Annotated in this window: 14 protein-coding genes; 6 read left to right on the top strand and 8 right to left on the bottom strand. The window is 65.2% G+C overall.

Annotated features, from left to right (window positions below):
- From ACZ9GA_RS17925 to ACZ9GA_RS17915, 3 genes are read right to left on the bottom strand one after another with little or no spacing between them, the layout of a single operon-like run.
- Positions 1 to 801: an HpcH/HpaI aldolase family protein gene (locus ACZ9GA_RS17925; RefSeq protein ID WP_457361427.1), complete on the bottom strand. Its 801-nt coding sequence runs from the start codon at positions 799 to 801 to the stop codon at positions 1 to 3.
- Complete coding sequence (rhmD, locus tag ACZ9GA_RS17920; protein ID WP_457361428.1) at positions 801 to 1,997, bottom strand: L-rhamnonate dehydratase; 1,197 nt, start codon at positions 1,995 to 1,997, stop codon at positions 801 to 803. Before rhmD ends, ACZ9GA_RS17925 begins: the two co-directional genes overlap by 1 nt.
- Before the next feature lie 25 nt (positions 1,998 to 2,022).
- The gene (locus ACZ9GA_RS17915) at positions 2,023 to 3,321 is read right to left on the bottom strand and encodes an MFS transporter (protein ID WP_457361429.1); all 1,299 of its coding nucleotides are present in this window, start codon (positions 3,319 to 3,321) and stop codon (positions 2,023 to 2,025) included.
- A gap of 130 nt (positions 3,322 to 3,451) precedes the next feature.
- Between ACZ9GA_RS17915 and ACZ9GA_RS17910 the strand changes: the two genes are divergently transcribed.
- Both ACZ9GA_RS17910 and ACZ9GA_RS17905 read left to right on the top strand, forming a co-directional pair.
- Complete coding sequence (locus tag ACZ9GA_RS17910; RefSeq protein WP_457361430.1) at positions 3,452 to 4,399, top strand: LysR family transcriptional regulator; 948 nt, start codon at positions 3,452 to 3,454, stop codon at positions 4,397 to 4,399.
- A gap of 300 nt (positions 4,400 to 4,699) precedes the next feature.
- Positions 4,700 to 5,344, top strand: a complete 645-nt coding sequence (locus ACZ9GA_RS17905) for an HAD family hydrolase (protein WP_457361431.1) — start codon at positions 4,700 to 4,702, stop codon at positions 5,342 to 5,344.
- Here ACZ9GA_RS17905 and ACZ9GA_RS17900 read toward each other — a convergent pair.
- Positions 5,341 to 6,651 (bottom strand): cation:proton antiporter, encoded by a 1,311-nt coding sequence (locus ACZ9GA_RS17900; protein WP_457361432.1) that lies wholly within the window; start codon positions 6,649 to 6,651, stop codon positions 5,341 to 5,343. The two genes, ACZ9GA_RS17905 and ACZ9GA_RS17900, sit on opposite strands and share 4 nt — an antisense overlap.
- A gap of 119 nt (positions 6,652 to 6,770) precedes the next feature.
- Here ACZ9GA_RS17900 and ACZ9GA_RS17895 point away from each other — a divergent pair, with 119 nt between their 5' ends.
- Positions 6,771 to 7,088 (top strand): EthD family reductase, encoded by a 318-nt coding sequence (locus ACZ9GA_RS17895; RefSeq protein ID WP_027978336.1) that lies wholly within the window; start codon positions 6,771 to 6,773, stop codon positions 7,086 to 7,088.
- A gap of 60 nt (positions 7,089 to 7,148) precedes the next feature.
- Positions 7,149 to 7,625 carry a cupin domain-containing protein gene (locus ACZ9GA_RS17890; protein WP_457361433.1) on the top strand — a complete coding sequence of 159 codons (477 nt, stop codon included), beginning with the start codon at positions 7,149 to 7,151 and terminating at the stop codon, positions 7,623 to 7,625.
- 145 nt (positions 7,626 to 7,770) lie between these two features.
- On the opposite strand, the gene ACZ9GA_RS17885 is transcribed toward ACZ9GA_RS17890, so the two are convergent.
- From ACZ9GA_RS17885 to ACZ9GA_RS17870, 4 genes are all read right to left on the bottom strand, one after another.
- Positions 7,771 to 8,172, bottom strand: a complete 402-nt coding sequence (locus ACZ9GA_RS17885) for a low affinity iron permease family protein (RefSeq protein WP_027978334.1) — start codon at positions 8,170 to 8,172, stop codon at positions 7,771 to 7,773.
- Between the two features lie 78 nt (positions 8,173 to 8,250).
- The gene (locus tag ACZ9GA_RS17880; RefSeq protein ID WP_457361434.1) at positions 8,251 to 8,775 is read right to left on the bottom strand and encodes a hypothetical protein; all 525 of its coding nucleotides are present in this window, start codon (positions 8,773 to 8,775) and stop codon (positions 8,251 to 8,253) included.
- A gap of 19 nt (positions 8,776 to 8,794) precedes the next feature.
- Entirely contained in the window at positions 8,795 to 9,901 is a 1,107-nt protein-coding gene (locus ACZ9GA_RS17875) for a Gfo/Idh/MocA family protein (protein ID WP_457361435.1), read from the bottom strand.
- Positions 9,902 to 9,988: 87 nt separating this feature from the next.
- Positions 9,989 to 10,852 (bottom strand): MBL fold metallo-hydrolase, encoded by an 864-nt coding sequence (locus ACZ9GA_RS17870; RefSeq protein ID WP_457361436.1) that lies wholly within the window; start codon positions 10,850 to 10,852, stop codon positions 9,989 to 9,991.
- An 81-nt stretch (positions 10,853 to 10,933) separates the two neighbouring features.
- On the opposite strand from ACZ9GA_RS17870, the gene ACZ9GA_RS17865 reads away from it, so the two are divergent.
- Both ACZ9GA_RS17865 and ACZ9GA_RS17860 read left to right on the top strand, forming a co-directional pair.
- Entirely contained in the window at positions 10,934 to 11,281 is a 348-nt protein-coding gene (locus ACZ9GA_RS17865) for an ArsR/SmtB family transcription factor (RefSeq protein WP_457361437.1), read from the top strand.
- 14 nt (positions 11,282 to 11,295) lie between these two features.
- On the top strand, positions 11,296 to 12,549 hold the full coding sequence (locus ACZ9GA_RS17860) for an NAD(P)/FAD-dependent oxidoreductase (protein WP_457361438.1): 1,254 nt from the start codon (positions 11,296 to 11,298) through the stop codon (positions 12,547 to 12,549).

Here is a 12,549-nt window from a genome sequence, read left to right as displayed (position 1 = left end):
TCAGTAAGTGCGCGACGGCGCAGGGGCGGTGGAGGTGTCGCGGTAGCGCGCCAGGTTGCTCAGGGCGGCCTGGCGCAGCAGGCTGATGTCGATGCCCACGGCGACGAACTGGCAGCCCCACGCCAGGTAGCGGCGCGCGTCTTCTTCGTTGGGCGCCAGGATGCCGCAGACCTTGCCGGCGGCCAGGGTGGCGTCGACGGCGCGGCGGATCTTTTCCTGCACCTCGGGGTGCGACGGGTTGCCGGCATGGCCCAGCCCGGTGGACAGGTCGGCCGGGCCGATAAACACCGCGTCCACGCCTTCCACCGCGGCGATGGCCTCGACGTTGTCGACGCCCAGGCGCGACTCCACTTGCACGATCAGGCACAGCTGTTCATGGGCGGTGTGCAGGTAATCGGGCACACCGTCCCAGCGCGTGGCGCGGGTCAAACCGCCGCCTACGCCACGGATGCCATGGGGCGGGTAGCGCATGGCGCGCACCAGCCCTTCGGCCTGCTCGGCGGTGTCGACCATGGGCACCATCAGGGTCTGGGCGCCGATGTCCAGCAGCTGCTTGATCAGGTTGGCGTCGCCGGTCACCGGGCGCACCACCGGCGCGCAGCCGTAGGGAGCCACGGCCTGCAATTGCGCCTGGATGCTGGGCACAGTGTTGGGCGCGTGCTCGCCGTCGATCAGCATCCAGTCGTAGCCGAAAGTGGCCACCAACTCAGCCGCGTTGCCGGTGGCGAAGCCGGCCCAGATGCCGTACTGCGGTTCGCGCTTGGCCAGCTGCGCCTTGAACGGGTTGACGGGCAGTTTCATCAGCGACCCCCTTCACGGTTGTACGGACGGTGCAGCTGGCATTCGGGGTTCAGCGTCACGCCAAAGCCCGGCTGGTCCAGGCGCGAAATGCGCATGCGGCCGTTCTCCGGCACCGGCTCACCGAGCAGTTGCGGGTGGAACATCGGCACCACTTCATCGGCCTTGGGCGCCATCATCAGGAACTCGGCGAACGGGCTGTTGTGGCGGGTGGCGACGAAGTGGTAGCTGTACACCGACGAGCCGTGGGGCACGACCAGGGCGTTGTGGGCGTCGGCCAGGGCCGAGATTTTCACCAGCTCGGTCATGCCGCCACACCAGCCCACGTCCGGCTGGATAATGTCGCAGCAGCCCATTTCCAGCAGCATGCGGAAGCCCCAGCGGGTGGCTTCGTGCTCGCCGGTGGTCACCAGCATGCCGCTGGGCACGGCCTTGCGCAGGGCGGCGTAGCCCCAGTAATCATCCGGCGGCAGGGCCTCTTCGATCCATTTCAGGCCGAACTCCTGGGCGCCCTTGGCCAGGCGCGTGGCGTAGTTCAGGTCCAGGCTCATCCAGCAGTCCAGCATCAGCCAGAAGTCCTTGCCTACGCGTTCGCGCATGGTGGCCAGTTCTTCCAGGTTCTTGCGCAGGCCGTCTTCGCCCTCGGCCGGGCCGTGGTGCAGGGCCATTTTGCCGCCGATGAAGCCCATCTTCTGCGCCAGGTCCGGGCGGGCGCCGGTGGCGTAGAACTGCAGTTCGTCACGCACCGCGCCGCCGAGCAACTGGTGCACCGGCTCCTGGCGGATCTTGCCCAGCAGGTCCCACAGGGCCAGGTCAACGCCGGAAATGGTGTTGATCACCAGGCCCTTGCGGCCGTAGTACAGGGTGGACTGGTACATCTGGTCCCACATCAGTTCAATGTCGGTGACCTTGGCGCCTTCCAGGAAGCGCGCCAGGTGTTTCTCGACGATGTAAGCGGCCGGCTCGCCGCCAGTGGTCACGGCAAAGCCGACGGTACCGTCGCTGGCCTCGATTTCCACCACCAGGGTGCCCAGCACGTTGATGCCGAAGCTGCGGCGGCTCTGGCGGTACTGCGGGTATTTGCTCATGGGCGTGGCGATGTGGTCGTCGATCCAGTGGCCATCGCCCTGGTCGTGGTAGTCGGCACCGCCGCCACGCAGGGTGAAGGCGCGCACGTGCTTGATGGTTGGGACGCTCATGGACAGCTCCTTGCAGGTAAGGGATTCAGTGTTGCAAGCCTGGGCGCGGTTGCGGCCCGGCCCTTGGGGTCAGGGCGATGCCGAGCACCAGCGCGGCAGCGATCAGGGTGGTGGCGGCCAGCAGGTAGAGGCCGGCGGCGGGCGAGTTGAAGTGCAGCTCGGCCCAGTTCTTCAGCACCGGGGCAATGAAGCCGCCCAGGGCGCCGAACGAGTTGATCAAGGCAATGGCGCCGGCGGCGGCGCTGCCGGCCAGGGTGCGCGAGGGGAAGGTCCAGAACACCGGCTGCACGGCGATGAAGCCGGCGGCAGCGAAGCACAGGGCAATCACGCCCCACAGCGGGCTGGCGACACTGACCGAGGCGGCGATGCCCAGGGCGGCCACCAGCAGGGTCAGGCTGGCCACGCGGCGAGGGTCGCCGCGTTTGGCGGCCTGGGCCGGTACCCACCAGGCGGCCAGCAGGGCGCACAGCCAGGGCACGGCGGACACCAGCCCCACCAGCAGGCCGACCTTGCTGCCCAGCAGCCCCGCCACCTGGGTAGGCAGGTAGAACACCACGCCGTAGACGCTGGCCTGGATCAGCAGGTAGATCAGGCACAGGTACAACACCGAGGGTTGGCACAGGGTCTTGAGCAGACTGCCGTGGCCTTGCTTGTGCTGGTCTTCCTGATCGATCACGCCTTGCAGCAGTTGGCGTTCCTCCGGGCTGAGCCAGGCGGCGTCGGCGGGACGGTTGTCCAGGTAGAAGTACGCCCAGACGCCCACGGCGGTGGCCATCAGCCCTTCGACCACGAACAGCCACTGCCAGCCATGGGCGCCGCCCAGGCCATCGAGCTCCAGCAGCAGGCCCGACAACGGGCTGCCGAAGATGAACGCCAACGGTGCGCCAAAGTAGAAGAAGCCCATGGCCTTGCCGCGTGCGGCGCTGGGGAACCAGTAGGTAAGGTAGAGGATGACGCCGGGGAAGAACCCGGCCTCGGCCACGCCCAGCAGAAAGCGCAGCACGTAGAAGCTGGTTTCGTTGTGGGCGAAGACCATGGCCGCGCTGATCAGGCCCCAGCTGACCATGATGCGGCACATCCACAGCCGTGCGCCGACCTTGTGCAGGATCAGGTTGCTGGGCACTTCCAGCAGCGCGTAGCCGGCGAAGAACACCCCGGCGCCGAAGGCGAACGCGGTGTCGCCGATACCGGTGTCGGCCTGGAAGGCCTGGCGGGCAAAACCGACGTTGGCGCGGTCGAGGAACGCCATGACGTACATCAGCAGCAGGAAGGGCAGCAGGCGCCAGGACACCTTCGCCAGCAGGGACGCGGGTAGAGTCTTCACGGCAGTATCCTTTTGGAATTATTTGACTGCGTGGCAAGTGGCAGGACTGTACGGCGGCGACGGTATGCGCTACAAATCGAATTTTGCTCACAACCGATACCCTCAGGGTATCGATACGCCGGAGCCGTTCATGTCGTCACCTGCCGTCGCCCGCAGCCTGTTCAACCGCCTGCGTTACAAACACCTGCACATGCTGGTGGCCCTGGGCAGCAGTGAGAACCTGCACCGCGCCTCGCAAACCCTGGCCATGTCGCAGCCGGCCGCCACGCGCATGCTCCACGAGATCGAGGACATGTTCGGCTGCGAGCTGTTCGAGCGCCTGCCGCGCGGCATGCGCCCCACGGCGTTGGGCCATGAGTTGATTCGCTTCGCCGAGAACGCCCTCAGCGGCCTGGACCGCTGCGCCGAGGACCTGGCCGCGCGGCAGCAAGGGGGCTACGGCTACCTGGCCATCGGCACGCTGATGGGCGCCGCCCCCGGCCTGGTGATGGACTCCATCGCCGAGATCAAGCGCCGCCACCCGCAACTGCGCATCCGCATCATGGGCGACACCAGCGACCAGGTAATCCAACTGCTGGCCCAGGGGCGCATCGACCTGGCCATCGCCCGCCGCAACGCCAGCATCGACAGCCAGCACTACGACTTCGAGCCGTTGGGCAACGAGCGCTTGCTGCTGGTGGTGCACAGCCAGCATCCGCTGTTGCAGCGCGGGTCGCTGAAACTGGCGGAACTGGTGAATGACTGGCCGTGGATTCTGCAGCCCGACACCAGCCCGGCGCGCATTGCCCTGGAGCAGGCGTTGCAGCGCGAGGGGCTGGTGGCGCCGGCGGACATCATCGAGTGCAGTTCGGTGTATTCGATGCAGCAGCTGATTCAGTTGACGGACGCGATCATGGTGCTGTCGGAGACGGCGTTGCGTGATTATCTGCGCATGGGGTTGGTGGTAGCGCTGCCGATTGAGTTGGAGGAGCGGATGGCGCCGTTTGGGATTTTGTTGAGGAAGGGGGAGCCGGTGAGTCGGGAGTTGGGGGTGTTTATTGAGTTGTTGCGGGGGCGGGTGGGATTGGGGGTGGTTTAGAGGTGCCAGTCGGTGTTGTTGTGGTGTTCTTGAGATCGAGCGCCGCCCGCGCGGCGCTTCCCGGGCAGAGCCCGGTCCCACATTTGTTGCAACGTGCCATGGCCTGTTAGATTGGGGTTGTCAGCCTTGTTGGCACCACCACAAATTGGTAGTGAACTCACCTGCTAAAACCTCGGTCTGTCAGGCCATGGTACGTTGCAACAAATGTAGGACCGGCCTCTGGCCGGGAAGCGCCGCGCGGGCGGCGCGCGATCTCAAGAACGCCCCAAAACCCAAGACATGCACCCAGGAGCCCCCCCATTGACCATCAAAGGCATCATCTTCGACAGCGACGGCACCCTGGTCGACAGTGAACGCATGGCCGCCGGCCTCTTGCGCGACCTGCTCGCCGAGCGCGACATCCACCTGCCCCACGACGAAGTGCTGCGCCGTTTCCGCGGCGTGCAATTCGCCATCTTCGTCGGCGAGCTGTGCGAAGAGCACGGCCACTTGGACGCCGAACCCTTCATGCGCGACTTCCGCAGCCGCAGCCTGGACCTGTTCGCCGCCGGCCTTCAAGCCATGCCCGGCGCCCTGGATTTTGTCCGCGAGCTGAAACTGCCCAAGTGCGTGGCCTCCAACGGTCCGCGCGCCAAGATCGAGACCTGCCTGAAAACTGCAGGCCTGTGGGACGTGTTCGACGGCAAGGTGGTCAGCGCCTATGACGTCAACGCCTGGAAGCCATCGCCCGAGCTGATCCTGGCCGCCGCCCAGGTGCTGGAGCTTGCCGCTGAAGACTGCCTGCTGGTGGACGACAGCATCCCCGGCGTGCAGGCCGGTCTGGCCGCCGGCACCCGCGTGGCCGGCTATGGCGACACCGACTTCAGTCAGTTCGAAGGCCAGCCCGGCTTTCATCATGTGCCGGATTACACCGCGCTGAAAACGCTGCTTGCCAGCTTGGGTTAAGCCTTGCGGTGGCGGCGTTCGTAGTGCTCCAGCAGCGGCTGGGTGCTGACCCCGTGCAGCAGAATGCTCAGCGCCACCACCGACAGCGTCAGGCTGATCGCGGTTTGCTGGACACTGGCCGGCAGGCCGTGGGCGATGGCGAAGCACAGGTAGTACAGCGAGCCGATGCCGCGAATGCCGAACCAGCCCAACAGCGCCCGCTGATGCCCGTCCAGGTACTTGCCGCGCACCAGCAGCCAGACGCTGGCCGGGCGGATCACGCAGAACAGCGCCAGGCCCAGGCCGATGGCGCGCCAGTCCCAGTACAGTGACAGCGCCGCGCCCAGCAGGGTAATCAGCAGCACCTCCATAGAGCGCTCCACCAGGTCGCCGAAGGTGAGGATGTCTTCCATCATCACCCCGGCGGCCAGTTGATGGTCTTCCAGCGCTTCGCGGGGTGTTTGCGGGTCTGGCGGATTGGCCAAATGCTCGGCGGGCACATCGGAGTGAGAGACGCGGGCTTCGGCCTGGCGCAGGCCGACGCCGGCGGCGAACACGGCCAGGAAACCGAATGCGCCCACGGCGTAGGCCACCACGTAGCTGATGGCGATCAGCGCCAGGGCGACGAAGTCGTTGGGCGATTCGACGCTGTCGGCGTTGCGCACCCGCAGGCCGATCATCATCCGCCCCATCAGCCGTCCCAGGACATACCCGATGGCCAGGCCCGCCGGCACGCCCCACACCAGGTTCTTCAGGGCCCAGGCGCCGATCTCGGGCAAGCCCAGCTCGGCGTGGTCGATCAGCATCAGGCTGAAAATCACGAACGGGAAGGCCACGCCATCGTTGAGCCCGGCCTCGCCGGACAGGCCGTAGCGCACCCGGTCGAAATCGTGTGCGTTGTTGACCTGCACCATGGCGGCCAGCACCGGGTCCGTTGGGGCCAGCATCGCCCCCAACAGTGCCGAGAGCCCCCAGGACAAGTGCAAGCCGTAATGCGCCACCGCCGCCACACCGACAATCGACAACAGCATCACCGGCCCTGCCAGCAGGTACGACGCCCGCCACGCCGTGCGGCGCAGGCCCAGGCGCAGCTTGATGCCGGTGCCAAACAGCGAGAACAGCACGGCCATTTCGGTCAGCCGGTGCAGCCAGCTGGAGGCCCGAGCGAAATCCATGTTCACCAGCTCAAGCCCCAGCGGCCCCAAGGCCATGCCAAAGGCCAGGCACACCGCCGAGGTGGTCACCGGCAGCCAGCGCAGGTACGAAGACGTCACGGCCAGCAACAGCAGCAGCGCGCCCAGCACCGACATCCACAGAATGAAACTCATCGAACCCCACGGCCCTTGCGGGCGTTAATGCATGACAATCATTAACTGTGACTTTGCCGCGACCGGTTAGTTGAATTGGCGCTACTATCGATCGGTCAATTCATTGCCCGGAGAGCGAGATGATCAAAGTCAGCGTGATGTACCCCTATCAAAAAGACGCCCGCTTCGATTTTGAGTACTACCGCGACAAGCACATGCCGCTGCTCAAGGAGCTGATGGGCGACGCGTGCCTGAAGTACGCCGTAGAGCGCGGCCTGGGTGGCGGCGTGCCGGGTACGCCGCCGACCTACCTGGGGCTGTGCCATTTCTATTGCGAGTCGCTGGAAGTGTTCCAGAAGAGCTTCGGCCCCCATGCCGAGGTGCTCAATGGCGACATTCCCAACTACACCGACCTGGTGCCGGTGATCCAGATCAGCGAGGTGCTGATCGAGGTATAGCGGGAACGATACGTGGCAGCTGGGTTTCCAACGTTTATGGATCCTGAAAGGAAACCCGCCATGAGCCCACCCGAACACTTGTACTTCCGCGACGATGGTCGCGTGCCCAACAACCCGCTGCCGGCGCTGCTGTATCACCGGGTGGCGGGTGATGCGGCGGCGTTCGAGCAGCTATTTGCGCGCCATCAGTGGGTGCCGCTGTGGCGCGACGGGATTTTCGATTACCACCATTACCATTCCAATGCCCACGAGGTGCTGGGCGTGGCGGCGGGGCGGGCGCGGGTGATGCTGGGCGGCGAGCAGGGGCAGATTCTGGACCTGGTGGCGGGCGATGTACTGGTGCTGCCGGCCGGGACCGGGCATTGCGCGCTGTCGCACAGTGATGATTTTCTAGTGGTGGGGGCGTATCCGCAGGGCCAGGAGCATTACGATATCCAGCGGCCCAAGGCGGCGACGCATCATGCGTCGCGTACGCGGATTGCGAAGGTGGGGGTGCCGGAGTGTGATCCGGTGAGTGGTGGCGCGATTTGGGCTTGAGCTTAAAGCCGTAGCCATCTGGACCGGCCTCTCGCGAGCAAGCTTTGCTCCCACAGTGGTGAGGCAAACATCTAGGTAAGCCGCACCACTGTGGGAGCAAAGCTTGCTCGCGAGAGGCCCGTGAGGTTTACGCAGAACCTGGCGCCTAAGCAGCAGGATCGTCCTTGAGGGTAGTCGTCGACTCCGTCACCTCGATCGTCTCGTTGGTGCCCATCGCCTTGTACTGCTTGCGAATGGTCTTCAGCTCCTTGGCATCCAGGTCTTCCAGATCCAGCGCAGCGTTCTGCGCCTCTTTCGTCGCCCGCAGCAGCTCATCGATCTTGATGTGCAGCATGTCATTGTCACGGTTCTGGGTATTCTGGATCACGAACACCATCAAAAACGTAATGATGGTGGTCGAGGTATTGATGATCAGTTGCCAGGTGTCGTTGTAATGAAACAGCGGCCCCGTAGCCGCCCAGATCACGATCAACACCACAGCCGCGACAAAGGTGCGCGAACTGCCGGCGGCTTTCGACAAGGCATTGGAAAACAGCGAAAATTTCATGGCAGCAGGGTCCTGAATGGGGTTATGGAATAGACCCCGGGCCGCCGCCGAAATTCTTTGTTACAAGTGCGATTTCATCTAACCCAGTTGAATCGCCAGGGCAAACATCCCCAACCCGATCCAGAACGCCGCAAACAGCCACGGCGCCCGTATCGAAAACATCAGCGACTTGCGGTAACCCTTGTGGCTGGACTCCATTTCGCTGAACAGCGGTTCATCGTCGTAGGCCAGGCCCATGGCCGGCAGGTCGCGCAACAGGCCGCTCTGCTTGAAGTGCCAGTGGTCGATGATGTCGTAGGCCGCACGTATCCCCGGCCACGCATTGAGCGAGCACAACACCCCCAGCAGCGCCAGCACCGGCGGCACCACCAGGGTGAACATCTTGCCCCATTCGGGGTTGAGGTTGGCCATGGACGAGGCGTAGGCGATCACCAGGAACGACTGCGCCGACAGGTAGGCGTTAGTGCGGTTGGACAGGATCGCGGTTTCGTACTGGATCTCGCGGCGGTAGAAGTCCAGGCGGTCCTTGGGGGTGCCGAACATTTGTGCGTTGTCTTGCACCTGCTCGGGGTCGGGCAGGCGGGAGGTGATGATGCGGCTCACGTGTTCGGCCCCCTTTGGCTCAGTCGTTGGGTTCGGCGGTGTTGACGTACGGCGGTACCTTGGCCAGCGGCAGCTGCCGCGCCTGGTCGGGCTGAATGCCCTTGCGCGCCGGCAACGGTTCAAGACGCTGCGGTTGGCCGGTTTGTAGCGCCTTCTCGATGGCCGCCAGCACACGCACGTCGCGCCAGGCTTCGTCGCCGTCCGGCTCGGGCGCCACGCCCTTGAGGATGCACTCGGAGAAGTACTGGGTTTCGCCGCCGAAGTGGTCGACCACTGGATGCTGGTGCTCCTGGGGCTTGCCGTCCTTGATCAGCCGGTAGCCGATGGCCACGCCTTCACCGAAACCGAAGCAGGGGGAGGCTTCGATTTCGCCTTCGGTGCCGATCAGCTGGAAGCGCTGGCTGCCGGGCAGGCTGTAGCTGACGGTGAAATGCGCCAGGCGCTCGCGGCTGAAACGCAGGGTCACGGTGACGGTGTCGTGGCTGTCGAAATGCCGGCCCGGGGTGTTGATGCCCACCGCCGACACCTCCAGCGGTTCATCGCCGAACAGGTTGCGTACCGCGTTGAGCGGGTAGGGGCCCATGTCGGTTACTGGGCCCGCCCAATAACCGCTGTGGGCGCGGTGGTTGGATTCCTTGGTGTGCTGGGTGAAGGTGGAGGTGAACAGGCGCGGTTCGCCGATCTCGCCGGCGCGCACCTTGGTCACCATCTCGACGGTGGCCGGTTCGCAGTGCAGGCGGTAGGCGACCATCAGCTGTGCCTTGCTGCGCTGGGCGGCGGCGTTGATCGCCTGGCAGTCGGCCTCGCTGGTGGCCATGGGTTTTTCCAGCAACACGTGGATGCCGGCTTCAAGCGCCGGTACGGCGAATTCGCGGTGGCGGAAGTTCGGCGTGGCGATGTACACCGCGTCGATCTCGCCGCTGGCCAGCAGGGTGGAAAATTCTTCGTAGTGATAGCTTTTCAGGCCGTAGTTGTCGGCCAGCTGTGCGGCTTTCACCGGGTCGCCGGTGACCAGTGCGGTCATCACCGAATTGTCGGTCTGGGCGACACCGGGCATGAACGCGCCCTGGGAAATCCAGCCGCCGGCGACGACTGCGTAGCGAACCTTGCCGTGTGCATCGGGCATGTCATGACTCCTTGAGGACAGGCCGGTGGAATACCGGCACCCTCAGGAATGGGCAAGGCGTGGCCCTACAAGTTCAAGCCGATTGCATTACAGATGGTCGAGCGGGATCTTCAGGTAGCGCACGCCGTTGTCCTCGGCAGGCGGCAATTGTCCGGCGCGGATGTTGACCTGCACCGCGGGCATCAGCAGCACCGGCATGGGCAGGGTGGCGTCGCGGGCGGTGCGCATGGCCACGAATTGCGCCTGGTCGATGCCCTCGCGCACGTGGATATTGCCCGCACGCTGGGCGGCCACGGTGGTCTGCGATTGCTCGCTGCGGCCCTCGGGCGGGTAGTCGTGGCACAGGTGCAAACGGGTGTCGGCGGGGAAGGCCAGCAGGGTCTGGATGGAGCGATATAACTGCTCGGCGTCGCCGCCGGGGAAGTCGCAGCGGGCGGTGCCCACATCGGGCATGAACAGCGTGTCGCCGACGAACAGGTCATGCTCGCCGATCAGGAAAGCCATGTCCGCCGGGGTGTGGCCGGGCACGTGCAGGGCGCGCACTGTGAGATTGCCGATGCTGAAGGTCTCATCCGGCGTCAGCAGGTGATCGAACTGCGAGCCGTCCAGGCGGAAGCCCGGCTCCAGGTTGAACACCGCCTTGAACACTTTCTGCACCTGGCGGATGCCCTCGCCGATGGCGATCTTGCCGCCCAGCAGGCCGCGCAGGTAGGGCGCGGCGGACAAGTGGTCGGCGTGGGCATGGGTTTCCAGCAGCCACTGCACCTGCAGGCCCTGTGCGCGCACGAAGGCGGCGATGGCGTCGGCGTGTTCGGTGTTGGTGCGGCCCGACTTGGGGTCGAAGTCCAGTACCGAATCGATGATCGCGCAGGCGCCGCCGGGCCCTTCATGCACCACGTAGCTGAAGGTGGAAGAGCCGGTGTCGAAGAAGGGCTGGATCAGTGGGGTCATGAATCGCTCCACACTCTATTGTCCGATAATCTATAATTAAACATAATGTAATCACAGAAAGTGATCGAGAGCGACCCCTTCATGGAAACCTGCCTGACCACCGACGATGTCGTGCGCCTGCGTGCCAGCGCCTCCAAGGCCTGTGCGCTGCTCAAGGCGCTGGCCAACGAGGACCGCCTGCTGATCCTGTGCCAACTGACCCAGGGCGAGCGCAACGTCGGCGAGCTGGAAGCCGGCACCGGCGTGCGCCAGCCCACCCTGTCCCAGCAGTTGGGCGTGCTGCGCGACGAAGGCCTGGTGGCCACCCGCCGCGACGGCAAATACATCTACTACGGGCTGGCCAGCCACGAAGTGATCCAGGTGATGAAAACCCTCTCGGGCCTGTATTGCGGCACCGTGTTGGCCAGCCTGGGCTCAACCCCTCAATAGGAAGTGTGGACCCAATGCACGAGAATGCGCAGCAACAGGGTGCGACCGCCAGCAACGCGGACATCCTGATCATCGGCGGCGGTGCCGCGGGCATCGCCCTGATCGCCAGCCTGCTCAAGCGCCAGCCGGGGGTGTCCGTCACCCTGGTGGAACCCAGCGACACCCATTACTACCAGCCGGCCTGGACCTTGGTGGGCGGTGGCGCCTACGCGGTCAACAAGACCGCGCGGCCCATGGCCCAGGTGGTGCCCAAAGGCGTGAACTGGATCAAGGCGGCGGTGCAGGGCATCGACGCCGAAGGCCGCTGCATCACCCTGGATGACGGCCGTCAGCTGCACTATCAGCACCTGGTGGTATGCCCGGGCCTACGCCTGGCCTGGGAGCAGATCGAAGGGCTTGAGCAGACCCTGGGCCAACACGGCGTGACGTCCAATTACCGCCATGACCTGGCGCCATACACCTGGCAGCTGGTGCAGGGGCTGGGGCAGGGCAAGGCGATCTTCACCCAGCCGGGCATGCCGATCAAATGCGCCGGGGCGCCGCAGAAGGCCATGTACCTGTCCTGCGACCATTGGCGTGGCCAGGGCGTGCTGGACAAGATCGACGTGGAATTCAACCTGGCCGGGCCGGCGCTGTTCGGCGTGGCGGCCTATGTGCCGGCGCTGATGAAATACGTGGAGCGTTACCGCGCGCGGCTGGCGTTCGGCTCGCAGCTGGTCAAGGTCGATGGCCCGGGCAAGACCGCGTGGTTCGAGCACCAGGACGCTGACGGCAATCTGTTGCGCGAGGCCAAGCCTTTCGACCTGCTGCATGTGGTGCCGCCGCAAGTGGCGCCGGACTGCGTGCGCGCCAGCAGTCTGGCCAACGCGGGAGGCTGGTGTGAAGTGGACCCCGGCACCTTGCAGCACGTGCGCCATGCCAATGTCTTCGGCCTGGGTGACGTGTGCTCCACCAGCAACGCTAAGACCGCCGCCGCGGTGCGCAAACAGGTCGTGGTGGTGGCCGAGAACCTGCTGGCCGTGCGCGCCGGGCGCTCGATGCCCTTGCGCTACGACGGCTATGGCTCCTGCCCGCTGACGGTTGAGAAGGGCAAGGTGGTGCTGGCCGAGTTCGGGTACGGCGGCAAGCTGCTGCCCAGCTTCCCCTGGGACAGCACCGTGGCGCGGCGTTCGGCCTGGTGGCTGAAGGCAAGCTTTTTGCCGTGGTTCTACTGGAACGGCATGCTCAAGGGCCGTGAATGGCTGACCCGCTGCACCCAGCCTGAATAG

It is taken from the genome of Pseudomonas sp. TE3644 (assembly GCF_056278815.1).
Note: the sequence above shows the minus strand (reverse complement) of the source record. Positions and strands in the feature narration are given on the sequence as shown.

Coding starts and splice junctions, on each gene's coding strand:
- ACZ9GA_RS17895 (WP_027978336.1), top strand. CDS start 6,771: ATGATCAAAGTCAGCGTGATGTACCCCTATCAAAAAGACGCCCGCTTC.
- rhmD (WP_457361428.1), bottom strand. CDS start 1,997: ATGAGCGTCCCAACCATCAAGCACGTGCGCGCCTTCACCCTGCGTGGC.
- ACZ9GA_RS17865 (WP_457361437.1), top strand. CDS start 10,934: ATGGAAACCTGCCTGACCACCGACGATGTCGTGCGCCTGCGTGCCAGC.
- ACZ9GA_RS17870 (WP_457361436.1), bottom strand. CDS start 10,852: ATGACCCCACTGATCCAGCCCTTCTTCGACACCGGCTCTTCCACCTTC.
- ACZ9GA_RS17875 (WP_457361435.1), bottom strand. CDS start 9,901: ATGCCCGATGCACACGGCAAGGTTCGCTACGCAGTCGTCGCCGGCGGC.
- ACZ9GA_RS17925 (WP_457361427.1), bottom strand. CDS start 801: ATGAAACTGCCCGTCAACCCGTTCAAGGCGCAGCTGGCCAAGCGCGAA.
- ACZ9GA_RS17900 (WP_457361432.1), bottom strand. CDS start 6,651: ATGAGTTTCATTCTGTGGATGTCGGTGCTGGGCGCGCTGCTGCTGTTG.
- ACZ9GA_RS17890 (WP_457361433.1), top strand. CDS start 7,149: ATGAGCCCACCCGAACACTTGTACTTCCGCGACGATGGTCGCGTGCCC.
- ACZ9GA_RS17860 (WP_457361438.1), top strand. CDS start 11,296: ATGCACGAGAATGCGCAGCAACAGGGTGCGACCGCCAGCAACGCGGAC.
- ACZ9GA_RS17885 (WP_027978334.1), bottom strand. CDS start 8,172: ATGAAATTTTCGCTGTTTTCCAATGCCTTGTCGAAAGCCGCCGGCAGT.
- ACZ9GA_RS17910 (WP_457361430.1), top strand. CDS start 3,452: ATGTCGTCACCTGCCGTCGCCCGCAGCCTGTTCAACCGCCTGCGTTAC.